The organism is Methanobacteriaceae archaeon (assembly GCA_013403005.1).
GTDB lineage: Archaea > Methanobacteriota > Methanobacteria > Methanobacteriales > Methanobacteriaceae > Methanobacterium.
The window spans coordinates 169,343-187,053 of the sequence record JACBOA010000002.1 but is presented as its reverse complement, the minus strand read 5'-3'; the positions used below and the strand labels follow the sequence as shown (position 1 = coordinate 187,053).

16 protein-coding genes are annotated in these 17,711 nt (G+C 39.3%); 7 read left to right on the top strand and 9 right to left on the bottom strand.

What is annotated here, in order from left to right:
• Positions 1 to 41 precede the first annotated feature (41 nt).
• Positions 42 to 1,061, top strand: coding sequence for a DUF11 domain-containing protein (locus tag HVN35_03250; GenBank protein NYB51569.1), 1,020 nt, complete (start codon positions 42 to 44; stop codon positions 1,059 to 1,061).
• A gap of 66 nt (positions 1,062 to 1,127) precedes the next feature.
• Here HVN35_03250 and HVN35_03245 read toward each other — a convergent pair whose 3' ends face one another.
• Positions 1,128 to 2,423: a dihydroorotase family protein gene (locus HVN35_03245; GenBank protein ID NYB51568.1), complete on the bottom strand. Its 1,296-nt coding sequence runs from the start codon at positions 2,421 to 2,423 to the stop codon at positions 1,128 to 1,130.
• A 229-nt stretch (positions 2,424 to 2,652) separates the two neighbouring features.
• Between HVN35_03245 and HVN35_03240 the strand changes: the two genes are divergently transcribed.
• The gene (locus HVN35_03240) at positions 2,653 to 3,753 is read left to right on the top strand and encodes a nucleotidyltransferase family protein (protein NYB51567.1); all 1,101 of its coding nucleotides are present in this window, start codon (positions 2,653 to 2,655) and stop codon (positions 3,751 to 3,753) included.
• Entirely contained in the window at positions 3,744 to 4,628 is an 885-nt protein-coding gene (locus tag HVN35_03235) for a peptidylprolyl isomerase (protein NYB51566.1), read from the top strand. The genes HVN35_03240 and HVN35_03235 overlap by 10 nt, the downstream gene beginning before the upstream one ends.
• Before the next feature lie 251 nt (positions 4,629 to 4,879).
• Here the strand turns inward: HVN35_03235 and serS are convergent, their stop codons facing one another.
• From serS to HVN35_03220, 3 genes are read right to left on the bottom strand one after another with little or no spacing between them, the layout of a single operon-like run.
• Positions 4,880 to 6,430, bottom strand: coding sequence for a serine--tRNA ligase (gene serS / locus HVN35_03230; protein NYB51565.1), 1,551 nt, complete (start codon positions 6,428 to 6,430; stop codon positions 4,880 to 4,882).
• A gap of 3 nt (positions 6,431 to 6,433) precedes the next feature.
• Positions 6,434 to 6,676, bottom strand: a complete 243-nt coding sequence (locus HVN35_03225; GenBank protein NYB51564.1) for a hypothetical protein — start codon at positions 6,674 to 6,676, stop codon at positions 6,434 to 6,436.
• Positions 6,677 to 6,680: 4 nt separating this feature from the next.
• Positions 6,681 to 7,481: an AAA family ATPase gene (locus HVN35_03220; protein ID NYB51563.1), complete on the bottom strand. Its 801-nt coding sequence runs from the start codon at positions 7,479 to 7,481 to the stop codon at positions 6,681 to 6,683.
• A 337-nt stretch (positions 7,482 to 7,818) separates the two neighbouring features.
• Between HVN35_03220 and rplJ the strand changes: the two genes are divergently transcribed.
• The 4 genes from rplJ to HVN35_03200 all read left to right on the top strand — a co-directional run bounded on the left by rplJ (position 7,819) and on the right by HVN35_03200 (position 12,519).
• Positions 7,819 to 8,301, top strand: coding sequence for a 50S ribosomal protein L16 (gene rplJ, locus HVN35_03215; protein ID NYB51562.1), 483 nt, complete (start codon positions 7,819 to 7,821; stop codon positions 8,299 to 8,301).
• A 73-nt stretch (positions 8,302 to 8,374) separates the two neighbouring features.
• Entirely contained in the window at positions 8,375 to 10,666 is a 2,292-nt protein-coding gene (gene ppsA, locus HVN35_03210; GenBank protein ID NYB51561.1) for a phosphoenolpyruvate synthase, read from the top strand.
• A gap of 78 nt (positions 10,667 to 10,744) precedes the next feature.
• Positions 10,745 to 11,890 (top strand): tyrosine decarboxylase MfnA, encoded by a 1,146-nt coding sequence (gene mfnA, locus HVN35_03205; protein ID NYB51560.1) that lies wholly within the window; start codon positions 10,745 to 10,747, stop codon positions 11,888 to 11,890.
• A 125-nt stretch (positions 11,891 to 12,015) separates the two neighbouring features.
• Positions 12,016 to 12,519, top strand: a complete 504-nt coding sequence (locus HVN35_03200) for a fumarate hydratase C-terminal domain-containing protein (GenBank protein NYB51559.1) — start codon at positions 12,016 to 12,018, stop codon at positions 12,517 to 12,519.
• A gap of 64 nt (positions 12,520 to 12,583) precedes the next feature.
• On the opposite strand, the gene HVN35_03195 is transcribed toward HVN35_03200, so the two are convergent.
• The 5 genes from HVN35_03195 to upp all read right to left on the bottom strand — a co-directional run bounded on the left by HVN35_03195 (position 12,584) and on the right by upp (position 17,609).
• The gene (locus HVN35_03195) at positions 12,584 to 13,774 is read right to left on the bottom strand and encodes a hypothetical protein (protein ID NYB51558.1); all 1,191 of its coding nucleotides are present in this window, start codon (positions 13,772 to 13,774) and stop codon (positions 12,584 to 12,586) included.
• Positions 13,775 to 13,784: 10 nt separating this feature from the next.
• A complete protein-coding gene (locus tag HVN35_03190; GenBank protein ID NYB51557.1) occupies positions 13,785 to 14,405 on the bottom strand; it encodes a hypothetical protein in 621 nt (206 codons plus the stop codon).
• A 137-nt stretch (positions 14,406 to 14,542) separates the two neighbouring features.
• Positions 14,543 to 15,730: a hypothetical protein gene (locus HVN35_03185; protein NYB51556.1), complete on the bottom strand. Its 1,188-nt coding sequence runs from the start codon at positions 15,728 to 15,730 to the stop codon at positions 14,543 to 14,545.
• A 280-nt stretch (positions 15,731 to 16,010) separates the two neighbouring features.
• Positions 16,011 to 16,829 (bottom strand): succinylglutamate desuccinylase/aspartoacylase family protein, encoded by an 819-nt coding sequence (locus HVN35_03180; protein NYB51555.1) that lies wholly within the window; start codon positions 16,827 to 16,829, stop codon positions 16,011 to 16,013.
• Between the two features lie 144 nt (positions 16,830 to 16,973).
• Entirely contained in the window at positions 16,974 to 17,609 is a 636-nt protein-coding gene (gene upp, locus HVN35_03175; GenBank protein NYB51554.1) for a uracil phosphoribosyltransferase, read from the bottom strand.
• Positions 17,610 to 17,711: the final 102 nt, after the last annotated feature.

Here is a 17,711-nt window from a genome sequence, read left to right as displayed (position 1 = left end):
CTCCGTTGGTTTTGGATGTTACTGGTTTGATTGGTGGTCCTATGGGTGTGGGTCAGGTGTTCATGGTTATGATTAATGGTACTGTGAATGCTTCTGCGCCTAATGGTACTGTGTTGTTGAATAATGCGACTGCTGATAGTAGTACTAGTCCGTTTAATGTGACTTCTAATACTGTGTCTAATGTTGTGGATACGGTTGCTAGATTGAATATAACAAAAACTTCTGTAACCGAAGGATCCGATGTAAACAACATAGTAAGAGGTTACCCAATACATTACACAATTGTAATAACCAATCAAGGACCATCAGATGCCTTAAATGTTAACTTTGATGACAATTACACGCCGAGTATACTTGATAACACTTATTACTCTACATCAACTGGAATACCATGGACCGCTTATACAAACCCACTTCTTATAACTCCAATAATTGAAAGGTTGGCTCCAGGACAGAACGTAACCATCTGGATCAACGGTACGGTAATGACTAATGCTACTGAAGGAATCAACAACACAGCTGGAACCTCATCACCAACAGATCCTGATGGAAGAAAAACAGCTTGGGTTTTCAACAATATACAAACTTCACATGTCACTATCGAAAAAACCGTAAGTAATCCCCAGCCTTACCTGCATGAAATCATTTACTTCACAATCATAGTGCAGAACTGGGGTCCAGACACAGCTATAGATGTTTATGTGGTTGACAAACTCCCTGCAGGAATTGTTTACATATCATCTACAGCCAATTATGGATCATATAATCCTGCCACTGGCATATGGAATATTGGAAACCTACCTGCAAACACTATAGCCCAACTGGTAATAACCGTGGGTGTTGAAAAGTTAGGACCTATAGAAAACCATGCACACGTGTATACTGCATCATGGGATCCCATACTCGGTCCTAGAAATGCAACTGCAGCCATCTATGTCCGAGCAGAACCATCACCCTCACCGAAAACCGTGGGCATGCAACCAACAGGAACACCATTACCACTACTTTTAATGGCTATTCTAATAGTGATTAGTGGAATAGGATTAAAAATAAGGAGATAATGATATAATTATCATTTTCTCGTTTTATTTTATTTTTTGAAATATTAAATGAATTTTTCAAGATGATTAAAGATTATAAGAAGAATAAATATGTTTACCCTTATTTTCTAGGATTTCCCCATCTTCCATTACTTTCCGGCCACGTACCAAAGTCATAACTGGCATCCCGGTAACTTGGAAACCTTCAAATGGAGTATATTTTGCTTTAGAATTGAAATTTTCAGGCTCTATAATACTCTCTTTTTTCAGATCAACTAAAACCAGATCCGCATCCATCCCTTGAGCTATGAAACCTTTATAGGGAATATTGAAGATTTTAGCAGGGTTTTCACATAACAATCTCTTAATATCCCTAAAATCTATCTTTCCCTGGTTTAACTGAGTTAAAAGTAGGGAAAGAATGACTTCAATACCTGGAACGCCTGGAGGAGCCTTCCAAACATTTTCACTTTTCTCTTCCAGGGTGTGAGGAGCGTGATCTGTACCAATAATATCAATCTTATCTAAATAATTAATATCCAGCCTGTTTTCCTCATCACGTAGGGGCGGATTAGTTTTGGCCTGGTTCCCAAACTCTTTAAGGTAACTGGAATTCAGGAAAAGGTGATGTGGAGTGATCTCTGAGGTCACTTTTAAACCGTTATTTTGAGCCCTATTAATCAGTTCAAGTGATTTCTTGGTACTCACATGGCAAAAATGTATCTTTTGCTGGAATTTTCTAGCCAGTATAAGGGCTTTTCCAACCGCTTCAATTTCAGCTTGTGGTGGGCGGGCCTGTGCATATAATTCTGGATCAGACCCTTTTTTCTCCATTAAATCTGTGCATCTTCTAACCACTGCACCATCCTCAGCATGCAAGGATATAAGGTTATCAGGAGCCACCATCTTTATCTTATTGAAAGCCTCCATTAAACTGTCATGGTCTGAAAGATCCATAAAGATTTTAAAAGATGCAGGCCTTAATTCTGCAAGCTCTTCAATACAGGAAAGATCACCAACACCTGCATGGAGACCAAAGTCCACTAAACTTTTATTATCTGCGATCTTAAGTTTTTCTTTATACGCTTTTGGAGTATTTGTGGGGGGAATAGTATTTGGCATGTCCAGTACAGTGGTGAAACCTCCAGCTGCTGCTGCAGCGCTCCCTGTATAAAAATCTTCTTTAAAGGTGAGTCCCGGATCCCTGAAATGCACATGGCAATCAATTAAACCTGGAAGCACAATATTACCTTTTGCATTGATAACTTCATCTGCAGAGATGGGTGATTTTTTTATAGAAACAATCTTACCCTCATTTATGCCTAAGAAAAAATTCTTATAATCTAAATCCAGTTTACAGTTGGATATGCACAAATCCACCATTTTCATAATACTCACACTTCAAAGAAGCCTGTTCATCGAAAAAGCCTGTCAAGCCTTGACTAAAATCAGTCCGTTAGAATAAACTGACAGGTCTATTATCACTCTGTAAGCATAATCATATAACTTTGATGACCATAATATGACCATAAAAATAGTAGGGTCGCAGTCTTCTGTAGAACTATTGGCAAAATCAAATCTTTATTCATAAGATTAACAGGGTGGTTTTTTGGTGTCTTCTGTAGAAAGTTTGGTTAAAACTATCATCGTCCGGGATAAAAAAACATTCCTGGAAGATTTACGAGTGAGACCTCAGTTTAAAGAACCCACATCTGATGTTAAAATACTGTCGGATTTTACAGAATACAACCCGCTACATAAAGGTCATCTTCATTGCCTTATAGAGGCTAAAAAGGCCGTTCCAGATGGACTATTTGTTGCTGTGGTTCCAGGACCATTTGAACGCAGTGGCCGGGGAATTCCTTATATAATGACTCGCCAGGCTCGGGCAGAGGCAGCCATAGCTGTTGGTGCTGATGTGGTGGTTGAAGGACCGCCCATGGGTGTGATGGGTTCTGGACAGTACTCAATATGTTTGGCTCGTATGTTCCAAGCATTGGATGCTGATTATATTCCCAGGGGATACAAAAAAGATCCTGAATTTGAAGTTCTACTGGAAAAAATAGGGAAAGGAGTGGGAGTAGCTCCTAAACCCTACCGCATGGTTGACATGGAAACTGGAAATGTCCTACTAAAGGGAAAACTGAATGAGGATAACTACGTTATTGTATCACTCTCAAAATCCCTCACTAAAATAGGATTCAACTTCCAGAACAAATTCATCTTTGTACCTCGCCTGGAAGGAATTAGTGGAACTATAATCCGGGAAGCTGTTGTTTCAGGTGTTTTAGAATCTGCAAAGGACATGTTACCCGATGAAACTATTGAAGTATTGGAAAGAGAAATGGATGGGGGTAGAGCACCCCTTAACCAAATTAGGGATGTAGAAGGAATTATTCAGACGGCTAACAATACATCAGTGCCTGATCTTAAATCTCTGAGTATTATTGATGAGCGAACCATTGATAACATAATCCAAAAAAGACCCTTTAAAACCATTATGGAGGTTGAGGAATGTATTGCCCGGGGATTCAGCAGACACCATCGTCAGAGGGTTTTATCCTCATTGGAGGTAAGAGTTGCTGGGGATGATCTTTCAAGGTACATTGAACATTATCCCTCAACCATACGCATATTAAACTATAAAAATAAAGAAGTTCTAAGAGAATTTAAAAAGAGAATACCACATAGGAGGCTAGAGATATGCCAGTGAAGAATGGAGACTTTATAAAGCTTGAATACACTGGAAAGATTATTGAAACCGGTGATATCTTTGACACAACCAATGAAGAATTAGCAGAGGAAAAAGGAATACATTCAGACAAGAAAACTTACGGACCCATCTCAGTAATTGTAGGTGGTGGTCATTTACTCAAAGGCATGGAAAATGCACTGGTGGATATGGAAGCAGGTGAAGAAAAAACCATAGAATTACCCCCAGAAGAAGCATTCGGTGCACGCGACCCTAAACTAATGCAGTTAGTTCCCATGTCTGAATTCAAAAAGCAGGGTATAAAACCACAGGTAGGAATGGCTATAACCTCCCAAGGAAACACAGGTATAGTACGCAGTGTCAGTGGGGGGCGAGTTAGACTTGACTTTAACCACGAACTGGCTGGTAAAAACCTGGAGTACCAGATTAAAGTGGTTGAGATCATTGAAGATGACACAGAAAAAGTCAAAAGCTTAATTGACCTGCACTACCCTAACCCTAACCTGGACTCTGAAAAGCATAAAATCGAAATTGACGATGATAAAGTGGTTATTGCCATGGATGAAATGGCTAAATTCGACCAGCGCCCTTACATGGACGTGACCATGGCCCGATTCCGCATAGCACGGGACATCCAGGATAACATGGACATTACTACTGTAGAATTTGTGGACTCATTTGTTAAGAAAGATGAAGTACAAGAGTCTACAGAAGAATCTCCTGCAGAAGAAGTTTCTACAGAAAAAACCGCTAATGAAGTAGTCTCTGCAGAAGATGTTTCTACTGAAGAATTAGCTACTGAGGAAATCTCTGCTGAGGAGGTTTCTACTGAAGAAGTTCCAGAGAAACTACCTGAAGATGAAGGTAAAGAATAAAACTTTTTTTACCTTCTATTTTTTCTTTTTCTTCTTAAAAATATTCCTTTACATTTTTTAAACCTTTTTTTTAAACAGTTTTTTTCTTTATTTAATTTGAAGATTTAATCAAGAATAAAATAATCCAAGAAGGATAAAAACAATGATAAAATAAATAAAAATAAAAATAAATTAGTTGTTTTAAATAAAAGCCATTTAAATCAAACTAATTCTTCTTACAGCAATTCTTTTTAATCCCATTATTCCTTTGTTCATGGCCAGGTTAAAACCTTAGGTGTGGGTGTAGTTTTCACTCTATCTCTTACTATATCAGGCCAGTTTGTTTTATCAAAACCTTTTTGGGCTAGGAAACCGAACAGCCATCTGGTTATACCAATTCCTGTGCAACCAGTCCATAAGGTGTGATTATGGGTTTCTTTAATTGAGAAACCTTCCGTGAAATGGGTCCCGTGTACATTGGCAGAAACTGCGGCCACTCCTTTATCTGCACCTGGCACCACTACTCGCATCTCATATTTAGGAACATCAGGGAATTCTATGCCCCGTTCTTCCACCTTCCTACCTTCCAGATAGAAGGGGTCATCACCTATCTCGGTGTACCACTCCAGTTCCATCTGGTTAGCCAGTTTTTGGGATATTTCTAAGGTAGCATCACGAATCTCCTCTACCTGCTCTGGCATTCCTAACCATACCAGTTCAATGCGCTGAAATTCATGCACACGATCCAGGCCTTTAGCTCCCCCAGCTTCCCAGCGATAGGTCCATCCGCTTTTATCAAAGAGTTTTATGGGTAAGTCCTTTTCATCGAGAACTTCGTGGCTGAAGAACTCATAGAACGGTTCACACTGAGCTGGTGCCAGAACATAGGAAGGATCCTTCAAACCATCCTTCAAACGCTCTATTGGAACTTCTTTTTTTATTAAAAGCTCGTTCTTGAATTTCTTAAATACCTCAGGGTCACGACGGGGTGCACTGCAGTAGTACATCCCCTCAGGGAGTCCTTCCAGGTAACGCATTTTATTCATCACAGGGATGGGGATAAGTTTGGGCCACATGCATTCATAGAATTCCAGTTTTTCCACCAAGGCATCCATAAATATATCTTCTATGGCTCGTTGCAGGGCAATGAATTTGGGTCCGTAGAACCACTGTCCTTTACCAGGGAATTTCTTCACCCAACCCTGTTTAGCTGCTTCCTCAGTAGGATCACCTTCAAAAAACACTGAAAACTTCTGGCTGCGCCCAACGATGGTTCCGGGTTCTATCTTGGTAACCTGTCGTGTTAAAATATCATCGGCATTTTCATCTGATTCTTCTAGGATATTTTCGGTTTCAGCCAGCACCTGTTTAACAACCCGGTCCACCACATGCTTTCTGAGATCTCCTTCTTCCAGTTTCTGGAATTTTATAACCATTTTCCCATCTTCAAATGAGGTTTCATCCACATACGGCATATGGTCAACATCAACCATCTCAGGAGAGGGGATTTCAATAATATACTGGTTTACAGTGATTTTACGAACACCAATGTGGTATTCAGGCCCTAATAGATGAGTTAAAGGTTTTTTAATCCGTAGTAGCGCGTCATGAGCTCTGCCTCTTCTACCGGAGACTATCTGGAGTTGGAGTCTGTTACCAGAAAGATTCCACTCCACAATACGGGAAGCATCATCCTTCTGGTCATGGGGCACTCCCTTAAGAAATAGCTCCTGGTTAGCCTCTTCAACAAAGCCAGCAATATCATCTAAAGCTTCATCAGCCTCTTTGCTTAGTAAAACTTCTCCTTCTAATGTGAATTTCATTTTTTAAACATCCTTCTGTCTGTTTTGAAGTTCTAATACTTTTTCAACCAACATCTCGGAAAATATAAGATCATCAGCAGTGGATAGGATGGTCTTAAGGGATTCTCCTTCTAATTTCGAAACCAGAGAATCATGATCCTGGTATGATTTTAAAAAACCAACGTTCTCTGGCTCTAAGGATTCATAAGCAATTTTTGCTTGGTTTTCATCATGATAATGGAAAGTGATGGTGGCTTTAATTTTCATAGCCTCATACTCCCTGATTAATTGAGGAGCCATAATTCAAAATATTTTCTGCAATTTTGTTGATGGAAGTAAAAGCAGCCGAATCAGGGTAATCAACCAATGGAAGACCTTCCATATCAGCCATTACAACCATATCATCCCGTGGAATACTGCCTAAAACGTCAACACCCATTTCTGCCAGTTTATCAGTCACAAATTTTTCTTCCACATCACTGGAGACCTTGTTGATTACAGCAACCACATTCTTAATACCTATATCAGAGGCCAGCTTCTTAATACGACTGGCAGTTTCCAAAGATTTGAGCCCAGGCTCAGCAACAATGATCATAACATCCACTGCTTCGGCAGTACGCCGACCCAAATGTTCTATACCTGCTTCCATGTCTAAAATAACCATTTCATCTTTTTTAACGATTAAATTTTTTAAAATGGCCTTCAACATCACCGATGCCGGGCACACACATCCATCTCCACCTTTATCCACAGTACCCATAACCAGGATCTTCAAATTACCTTCAGGGTCATAGTCTGTTGAAAGAGACTCTGGAAGGTCGGATATGGTGGGATTAATCTTAAAGACCTCACCGAATGATGATCCTGGTTTTGCACCGGTTCTTTCCTTAATTAAATCTTTCATTTTGGATATAGGGGTAATATTCTGGTGAATACCCAGACTCCCTGCTAAATTCATATCCGGATCAGCATCAATGGCATATACTTTATAATTCTTTGATAAAATAACAGCCAGAGTACCGGCCAGTGTGGTTTTACCCACACCACCTTTCCCAGTTACCGCGATCTTCATGTTTTTTCTACCTTCCTAAGTATAAAGCAATGTTATATAACTTTCAATTAATTAGTATCTCAATTTTTAATTCCAGGGAGATCCAAGTTGAATATAAATTTGGATATAACTAATTTATTAATACACCATTGCTTCAAAATTTTTCATAGGCATCATAGTTTTATTTAAGTTCTATTGATCATTTTATATATTATAATTCTCCAAACTAATTGTACTATTGATTTCTACCTTGCAAACTTCATATCGCATTTATCCTTTAGGTAGAAAATTTGAGGTTTATAGCTTTTATATTCACGTTTAAGCTTTAAATAACATTTATAACATGGAGGAATATTAGATGGTAAGAGCATACACTAGAAAAGATTACATACGCAAAATTCCTGGTTCCAGAATTGTTCAATATGACATGGGAAACCTCTCAGCAGAATTCCCTTTAACTGTGAGCTTGGCTCTTAAAGAAAAAGCCCAACTATCTCACAATGCCCTGGAAGCCGCCAGGATAGCCACTAACAGGTACATGCAGCGAAAATCAGGTAGGATGGGATATCACTTGAAGATAAGGGTCTATCCTCACCATATTGTCCGGGAAAACCCCATGGCCACTGGTGCTGGTGCCGACCGTGTGCAGGATGGTATGAGAAAAGCTTTTGGTAAACCGGTCAGCTCAGTAGCCCTGGTGAAAGCTAATCAGAGAGTATTAACCATCAGAACCAACAAAAAGAATTTCATCGATGCTAAAGAGGCTCTCAGAAGAGCTGCTATGAAGTTCCCAGTACCTTGCAGAATAGTGATTGACCAAGGTGCAGAATTAGTCAAATAAGGGCAGAATTACAACAATACAATGTAAGTTGTTTTAAAAATCAATTCTGAATAAATCCTAAGTGGTGTGAAGCATGGAGTATGTCAAATTTTTCGAGGAGCTAAAAAAGGAAGATGTGGACATAGCAGGAGGAAAAGGAGCAAACCTGGGAGAACTGACCCAAGCTGGAATACCAGTCCCCCCGGGATTTGTGATAACATCTGCCACCTATCAGAGGTTCATGGATGAAACTGGAATCACCCAGGAAATAATGGACATTCTTGATGCACTGGATGTTAACAACAACAAAGAACTTCAGCAATCTGCAAAGACAATTAAAAAAATCATCAATGAAACTCCCATACCTGATGAAATCAGCAGCCTCATTATTGAAGCATACAACGCGCTATGCCACCGCATAGGTAAAGAAAACGCTTTTGTAGCTGTAAGATCATCAGCCACAGCAGAGGACTTGCCTGAAGCATCATTCGCTGGCCAGCAGGACACCTATCTCAATGTGAAAGGTCCTGAAGATATGATCAAATACGTCAGAAAATGTTGGGCTTCCCTTTTTGGTGCTAGAGCAATATTCTATCGAGAAGAAAATAACTTCGACCACTCCAAAGTATACATAGCAGTAGTAGTGCAGGAGATGGTGGAAGCTGAGAAAGCAGGTGTAATGTTCACAGTACATCCCTCCACTGGAGAGGAAAAAATCCTTATTGAAGCAGCATGGGGCTTAGGAGAAGGAGTGGTATCTGGAACTGTAACACCTGACACCTACTGGATGGATAAAGCCACTGGAGCCATTCTGGAAAAACAGATCAGTGAGAAAAAAACCATGTTCCAGAAGAAATCTCAAGATGGGCAGACGGTGCAAGTCCCTGTGCCTGAGGATCTTAAAAATAAACAAGTCTTAGATGAGATGGAACTAGCCCAACTGGTTGATCTAGGGAAAAAAATACAGGAACACTACCAGTTCCCCCAGGATACAGAGTGGGCCATTGAAAATGGTAAAATATTCATGTTACAGTCCAGACCAGTAACCACCCTTGATATGGGCACTGAAGAGGCGACAGGCATTGAAGAAGGTGAAAGGACTGTAATCACCAAAGGATTAGGAGCCAGCCCTGGAATGGCAGCTGGAACAGTTAAGATCATAAACAGCACTGATGAACTGGACAAAGTCCAGGAAGGAGACATTCTGGTCACTGTGATGACCACTCCAGACATGGTACCTGCCATGAAACGAGCCAATGGAATCATCACCGATGAAGGTGGGGTAACCTGCCATGCAGCCATTGTATCCCGAGAACTGGGAATACCCTGTGTGGTGGGAACAGGAGACGCCACATCCATCCTACCCGAAAACAGTCAGGTAACCCTGGATGGAAACAAAGGAATGGTTTTGGAAGGTAAACTGGTGGAAACCAAGAAAAGAGAAGAAACCATTGAAGAACCCCAGGTTGTTCTACAGGCACCACTCACAGTAACCGAGGTTAAAGTAAACGTGAGCATGGCTGAAGCTGCAAAAAAAGCTGCAGCAACCGGAGCAGATGGTGTAGGGCTTCTCAGAACAGAACACATGATGCTAACTACAGGTGTGCACCCTAAAAAGTATATACAGGAAGGAAACGAAGCAGAACTGGTCCGGGTACTGGTGGAAAACATCCTCAAAGTGGCAGACAGTTTCTACCCCAAACCGGTATGGTACCGGACACTGGATGCACCTACAGATGAATTCAAATCCCTTGAAGGTGGAGAAGGTGAACCCCATGAACACAACCCCATGCTGGGTTGGAGGGGAATACGCCGGGAACTGGACGAACCAGAAATCTTACTGGCAGAATTCAAAGCCATAAAAAAACTCCATGAACAGGGATACACCAATATCGGAATCATGCTGCCCCTGGTACAGCACCCGGATGAACTCAAGGAAGCCAAGAAAATCGCAAGACAAGCCGGACTCAAACCCCAGAAAAACATTGAATTCGGAATCATGGTGGAAACACCAGCTGCAGCCATGACCATTGAAGACTTCATAGCTGAAGGACTGGACTTTGTAAGCTTCGGAACCAACGACCTCACCCAGTACACTCTGGCCATAGACAGGAACAATGAAAAAGTGGCAGATCTTTACACAGAAAGCCACCCCGCAGTCTTGAAACTCATAGAAAGAGTTATAGTGGAGTGTAACAAGGCCGGAGTTAAAACCAGTATCTGCGGACAGGCAGGAAGCATACCAGCCATAGTGGAAAAACTGGTAGAACTGGGAATCACCTCAGTATCAGCTAACACTGACGCTGTGGCCACAGTGCGAGAAACTGTGGCTCGAGTGGAGCAAAAACTTCTGTTAAAAGCTGCACGTAAGTTAATGCAGGAATAATAATAACTCCACGTTTTTTCATTTTGAAACCATCTATTTTTTTTTTTAAAAGTTGTACTTATTTTTTATGGGATGGAAATGGAAGACAAGGGAATACCAAAAGAGCAAATATACCAGATGCTCCGGAAATATAAAGAAAAGGACCTCACCCACCGTTCCGGCAGAATATTAGGATCAATGTGCACCTGCCCTGATCCAGTGGGAGTCAAAGCATATTCCATGTTCTTAGAGTCCAACCTGGGAGACCCTGGACTTTTCCCAGGAACCAAGGCACTTGAGGATGAAGTAATCGCTATTCTGGGCGAATTAATGGGTAAAAGAGATGTTTATGGTCATATAATAACGGGCGGTACTGAAGCTAACCTCATGGCCATGCGATCAGCCCGTAATCTAGCAGGGATAAAGGACCCTGAAATCATAGTCCCTGCATCTGCTCATTTCTCATTTAAAAAAGCTGCGGAGATGCTGAAACTTGATTTGAAGATGGCAGATCTAGATTCAGAATACCGGATGGATCTTTCATCAGTGGAAGATTTAATTTCAGAGAATACAGTGGCTATAGTGGGAGTGGCTGGAACCACCGAACTGGGGAAAATAGACCCCATAGAAGAACTTTCCAGAATCTGTCTGGAAAAAGATATATACTTGCATGTGGATGCAGCTTTCGGAGGTTACAGCATCCCCTTTTTGAAAGAAGCGGGTTATGATCTTCCTGAATTTGATTTTAAACTTCCAGGGGTTTCATCAATAACCATTGATCCTCATAAGATGGGCCTTGCCCCCATACCCACCGGGGGCATTCTTTTCAGAGAACGCAAATACCTGGAGGTTATGGCCATTGAAACACCTTACCTCACTGAAGATTTACAGTCCACTGTAGTGGGAACCCGCACCGGGGCAGCCACCGCTGCTACCTGGGCTCTTTTGAAGCACCTGGGTAGGGAGGGATACCAGGAAGTTTCCAAGCAGTGTATGGAAATCACATCCATTCTCGCGGAAGGTGTGGAAAAAGCAGGTTTTGATCTGGTAACCCGTCCTGAACTGAACATAGTGGCTTTCCGTTCCAAAAGAATTCCTGTGGAAGAAATTGCCAGAAAACTTGAAGATAAAGGTTGGGCAGTATCCATGGCATCCTATCCCAAGGCTATCCGAATAATTGTAATGCCTCACCTGAAATTAGAGCATATTGAAGCATTTTTAAGAGATCTGGTGGAAATTCAATAGTCACAGTAACAAGAACACTTCCATACTTACCAATAATCTAAAGAGATGCTACATATGGAATCAATTCAAGACCTTTCATTCTACATATCAATTAAAGGATTCAAGTAAAAAATAGGGATCAGTTCATGAAGCATGTCAAAGAATTCAAAACCCCCCTAAAAGATTCAGATATTGTGGATCTAAAAGTAGGGGACCGTTTAATTCTCGGTGGTACTGTCTTCACTGGTAGGGACGCCGCACTCCCACGTCTGGTGAAGCTTATAAAGGAAGGCACTAGTCCCATTGACCTGAAGGGGGCGGTGATTATGCACACTGCAGTAAGTCCGGCAGGCATAGCACCAACCAGCAGTAACAAAACTGAAATAGAAAACAGTATCCCTCCTCTATCAAAGGCTGGAGTTAAGATGCACATAGGGAAGGGTGCATTGACTGATGAAACCATAAAGGCACTTAAAAAATATAAATCTGTATTCTTAGTCACACCACCAGCCGCTGCACTTCTAACCAGTAAAATGATATCATCAGAAGTGGCTGCATTCCCTGAAGAAGGTATGGAGGCATTATATCGTTTGGAGGTTGTAGATTTCCCAGCTATTGTTGCAGTGGCTCATGGGGAATCTATTTATTGAACTAAAATTTCTTTTTTGGATAATAAATAACTATTTTTCTAGTGATAGTGATTTGGGAGTAGTATCAGTACAACTCTTCTGGTTTTTTACTGTATCTAAGTTCAAAGAGGTTAATATGGTTTAGTATGGGATATGAATCTCTGAAAAGATTTAAACGGTCAATGAGTTCATATCCAAATTTATCGGCAGTGTTAGCCACCATAACTATGTAGCTATTGGGGGGAAGCTGAGGTACAACGTCCCCAATAAATTCCTTAAAATCGTTGAATTTATGAAATTTAATTTTTTTATCAGTCTTAAGATTTTTTTTAATGTATCCGATAAGATAATCTGGAGTAAAAGCCACATTTGTGGAATGAATTATTATTCCAGAGATATGGTCCTGGACTAGGGGTAGGAATCCTTCGATAAATAAGGGGATTCTCTCTAAACGGTCCTCCCTGAAATTGAATAAAAGATATATTTCATGATTTTCAATCTCTCTTTCAGCAAGAATTTGATGGAAAATAATATGGGTGTGAATGGGATCATTTATATGTCCAATATCGACAAAAGTTCTGGGGGATAAGTCGCTGGAAAAGATTTCATCTGGAAGAGATTTTACTTCAACAGGGCATTTCTCATCAATTGGACATTCATATACATATTGAGTTGTAAATTCGCTTATATCCCTTGGTATTTGCAGGTTTTTTTCTTTTAGAATCTTTTCAAGTGCTTGATAAATAACCAACTCTCTGTCTTCAAGTTTGCTGTGTAAAATATCACAATCACTTATTCCCATGTTTTCACAGGTTTTTTTAAATAATTCGTATTCGTATTGGTGGTTGGACCAGAATATCATATGAGAATAGGGTGGTATTGATTTAATGAATGTTTCTGCAGTTTCTTCCATGGTGAATCCCTGGGAAAGAATATGATCAAATGTGATAGTAGTAATGATAACCACATCCGCTCTCAAGTAATCGCTAAGACTGCGCATGTATTCAGTGCGTATTGCATTATTTTCAAAAACTGCCACATCAACACATTCCTCAGGATAGAGTTCATTAATCAATTTCACTTCGGTTAAAAGGTTGAATGGGAGTTCACCGGACCTTTTAACGAATATTTTCTGGTCATTGTAATAAATCATAGGCACTAAACCTGTTTCACGACTTAAGGTGTTGTAACCGTTTTCATAGAAGAATTTATGGAAAAATCTGACGACTGAACTTTTTCCTCTCGTTCCTTCCACCACTATGGTTAATATTGGCACTTTATCACCTTCAGACCAGATAATTCAGGATTACGACCCATAGGGCCCAACCTGCAAGTAACAAACCAGCCATATAGATTATGTTTAGGGGGATTTTTTTTCTTTCAATTCTAAGTAAGTTGTAAAGGAATATAAGTGGCATTACTAAGTATATTATTCCTGCAGCGCTTTGAACAATGGGCACAAGTGATAGTGGAGGTACATAAATCCTGAAAATGTAGTAAGACAATATACTGAGAGGTAATATTATGGCTCCCAGCAAGTAAAATAATATATGTCCTAGATAACCTCTCCTCATAAAGAATATTCCAATTGGAACTCCTATTGCGCTCACTACGAAAAAATGAGGCAATATCCAAAGATTCCCTAATGAATAATATAACATTATGGCATAGGTTAGTGTACCTCCCAGGCGCATATCCATATATCGCTGGAATAGGAGCCCCACAGCAAGACCAAATAGAATAATTGATACCAAACTTAGAATATTCACTCCACCACTGATAGAGAATATTATGAGAAATATAAGGGAGTTTATTAGCAGAATTATCGCCACAATCATCTCCAGTTTTTTCAGACGATGGGTAATGGGGAAGATCTGTTCATAGAGTTTACTTTCAGTTTCATCCATATTTACCACCAGAAACTTTTTAAAGCCTATAAATTCTTTTTTTTAGATTATTTGCCTTAATTTGTACCTAAATTCTTTTAAAATTATATAGTTCCATTCTATCTATATAGTCCCATTCTCACTAAATCTCTTCCAATTCATAAGCTTACAGTGCCGTTTGAATCCATCTTAACCAGGATAATAGATTTAAAACCATTAGCAGTTGAAGTGGTTGTTCCGATTAATAGGTAACCATTATCTGCTGTTTCAAGTATGAAAGATGCATAGTCGTCCCCATAACCCCCAAAAGTTTTGTTCCATTCTATATTCCCACTTCTGTCTGTTTTCATCACGAACATATCTATCTTGCCTGAGCCAAAAGAATTGGTATTTCCTATTATGAGGTAGCCATGGTCTGCTGTTTCACGAGAAAAGGTTACTATATCATCTTTTTCTCCCCCAAAGGTTTTATTCCAGATTTCATTACCAAACTGATCAGTTTTAATTATAAGTGCATCAAATTGCCCGGAACCTATAGAATTGGTTGATCCAGTTAAAAGAAAGCTTCCGTCTACGTTTTCCACAATGGAGTCCCCATAATCATCTCCAATTCCACCAAAGGTCTTGTTCATTATAAGTGAACCTTCAGGGTTGGTTTCGACCAGATAAAAATCATATCCTCCCGATCCATAAGAATTTGTTGAACCTAATATCCAGTAGTTAGCATTTTGGGACTGCAGAACGGATTTACCCCATTCTTCCCCAGAACCTCCGAATACTTGTTGCCATTGCATCTGGCCGTTTGGATCAACTTTTAAGAGATAAACATCACTTGAACCGGAACCAAAGGATGTTGTATTGCCTGCAAGTATGTATCGGCTGTCTTTTGTTTCTTTAAAAGAGTAAACAGCATCGTTTCCAGCCCCACCATAAGTTACATTGTATGCAGGTTTCATATCCTCATTAACCTTAACAAACCATGCATCATAATTTCCAAGACCATAAGAATTGGTTTTACCTATAAGAATATAACCACCAGAGAGTGCTCGACGTAGGGAGTAACCATAATCATTACCATTACCTCCGAAAGTGTTTTGTCTGGAGGTCACCCCTAAAGTATTGAGATCCATCAAGTATACTTCAGTATCAGAAGATATTTCTCGTGAACCCAGGGCAATGTAACCATTTTTAATTGCATTAATAACCATGTACCCAGTTTCATTGTCTGAACTACCATAAGTCTTAATCCAGGTAGGGGTTGGTTTAGTAATATCATAATAAACAAAGAATGAAACGCCAATAATCACAATAAAGGATAAAATTAACAATCTCTTCTCTTTATTCATAAAATCCCTAGAACCTATTTTTCATAAACTAGATGGATATTTATGTGGTTAATCTTATTTATTTTATTTGATGATTTGATTGTATTTCGCTGGGTCAACTAATACTGGCAATAAATATTTGTCTTTATTGCTGTTTATTGTAAAAAATGATGATAAAGAATTTTTTAAGTGAAATCACAATTTATGAACTTTAAACTTCCGTTTATTCTAATTGAATGATAAAAGGGGGTGGGGGGGGTTTAAATAATCTTCAAGGTAACTTCGTCAAGATTCAATTTAATTAGAGGATTCCAGAGTATTTCAAAAAAGAAATCATCTGTTCGTAGGACTCATTTATACTCTTTAAATCAGCTTCTCCATGACAGGAGATGACTTCTGCCGAAACAGAAGGAATTCCATTAGAATTAAAAACGTTTTTTAAAGCCCCTGGATTTACAGAATGGCAAGTTATTTCAGACCCTGTTTCCCTGCTCATGAAATCTGCAATTGAAAAACTTTCATATAAGATGTCTTTAGAGCTCATCACCACTTTTTTACCAGGATTTCCTCCTGGTTGTGTGGAGTGAAAATCTGCTGCATATTTAATTTTATGGGTGAGTGCAAAGTTCAAAAGAACCCATGTAGGTGTTCCAGGGGTTTCAGCAGCTCGGTTGGGGTCTATCCCACAGTAATCTCTGGTACAAAGTTCTGTGGCGGCAGGTATGGTGAATGGTATTATGTAAACTGTTCCTTTCAGTTTTTTATCTTTAAGATTATTGATAAGCATTATAGCTGCGATTTGAGAGGGTAACTCTTCGCCATGAACTCCAGCAATTATCATTACTTTGGGTTCCCCACTACCCATCGTAATTAGAGGTGTTCCATTTTTAGATTTGCTGATAATCTGGTTGGTTAAATTATTTTTAGGCATGAAGCTAAATATTCTGGAATTTTTATTCACATCCCCTCCAGTTGCGTAATCAATAATTTCGATTTCGAAATTAGAACTTCCAGAGGATGGTTGGATCAGGATAGACTCAATTAAAAAGTTAGTTGAAGCTAAAGTTGTCAGGCAGATTATAATACAGAGAATAAATAAATTTAAAGTCTTTAATTTCATCCAGATCATTTTTTTTTTATTTTAATGATATTGAATTGGTACAACAACTATATGTCAACCATGCTTAATCAATTCTTAGATCATGATGAAATGATTCAATTTATTATTTTTGTATAAAATAAAACTAGGGTGCATATATCGACATCAATCGTTGGGTTTTCCAAAGGCTTTATCACCAGCATCACCCAAACCAGGAATTATATATCCATCATTATTTAATTCTTCATCCACTGCGCAAGTGTAGATTTCTAGATGGGGGTGTCTTTCTGAAACGTATTCTAAACCATGTTTTGAGGCAATAACATTAATCAATACTAATCTACGAGGATTTCCTTTCTCTTTTATCCGATCTAAAATAGCGTTCATAGTATTTCCTGTGGCCAGCATGGGATCTGCCACTACCACTATCTTATCCTCCACTGAAGGCATTTTGAAGTAACCAACCTCCACAGGGAATGGTGATTGATCTCTTCTTGAGGCTCCCACCACACCATACTGAGCATCCTTAAAAACCCTCATAATACCCTCTACCAGGGGAATAGCTGCTCTTAAAACACTTACTACTACAATATCATCTTTATTTTTTATCTTAACTCCTTCAGCAACTCCTAAAGGGGTTTCTATCTTAACTTGTTCTTTCTCAAGTGTGTTTGCAAGTTCATAAGCTAACCAGCGGCCTATTTCAATTATCCCTCCTCGGAATGTAGTTCTGTTGATTCTTTCCATTCTTATCTGGGTGAGTTTATCCTGAACCAGCAAATGGTCGATTATTTTGATCATGTTTCTCTTTTTATACATTTCTAATTGATACAATTAAGGTTTTCATAAAAAAATTTTCAGCGAAAATTGATTTTAGTCAAGTGGATAAAAAAATCAAAATCA

What these genes read in the sequence shown, in the direction of transcription:
- ppsA (NYB51561.1), top strand. Translation starts at nt 8,375, where the DNA reads ATGGAGTATGTCAAATTTTTCGAGGAGCTAAAAAAGGAAGATGTGGAC.
- HVN35_03200 (NYB51559.1), top strand. Translation starts at nt 12,016, where the DNA reads ATGAAGCATGTCAAAGAATTCAAAACCCCCCTAAAAGATTCAGATATT.
- rplJ (NYB51562.1), top strand. Translation starts at nt 7,819, where the DNA reads ATGGTAAGAGCATACACTAGAAAAGATTACATACGCAAAATTCCTGGT.
- HVN35_03250 (NYB51569.1), top strand. Translation starts at nt 42, where the DNA reads ATGGGTGTGGGTCAGGTGTTCATGGTTATGATTAATGGTACTGTGAAT.
- upp (NYB51554.1), bottom strand. Translation starts at nt 17,609, where the DNA reads ATGATCAAAATAATCGACCATTTGCTGGTTCAGGATAAACTCACCCAG.
- HVN35_03190 (NYB51557.1), bottom strand. Translation starts at nt 14,405, where the DNA reads ATGGATGAAACTGAAAGTAAACTCTATGAACAGATCTTCCCCATTACC.
- HVN35_03235 (NYB51566.1), top strand. Translation starts at nt 3,744, where the DNA reads ATGCCAGTGAAGAATGGAGACTTTATAAAGCTTGAATACACTGGAAAG.
- mfnA (NYB51560.1), top strand. Translation starts at nt 10,745, where the DNA reads ATGGAAGACAAGGGAATACCAAAAGAGCAAATATACCAGATGCTCCGG.
- HVN35_03245 (NYB51568.1), bottom strand. Translation starts at nt 2,423, where the DNA reads ATGGTGGATTTGTGCATATCCAACTGTAAACTGGATTTAGATTATAAG.
- HVN35_03180 (NYB51555.1), bottom strand. Translation starts at nt 16,829, where the DNA reads ATGAAATTAAAGACTTTAAATTTATTTATTCTCTGTATTATAATCTGC.
- HVN35_03225 (NYB51564.1), bottom strand. Translation starts at nt 6,676, where the DNA reads ATGAAAATTAAAGCCACCATCACTTTCCATTATCATGATGAAAACCAA.
- HVN35_03220 (NYB51563.1), bottom strand. Translation starts at nt 7,481, where the DNA reads ATGAAGATCGCGGTAACTGGGAAAGGTGGTGTGGGTAAAACCACACTG.
- serS (NYB51565.1), bottom strand. Translation starts at nt 6,430, where the DNA reads ATGAAATTCACATTAGAAGGAGAAGTTTTACTAAGCAAAGAGGCTGAT.
- HVN35_03185 (NYB51556.1), bottom strand. Translation starts at nt 15,730, where the DNA reads ATGAATAAAGAGAAGAGATTGTTAATTTTATCCTTTATTGTGATTATT.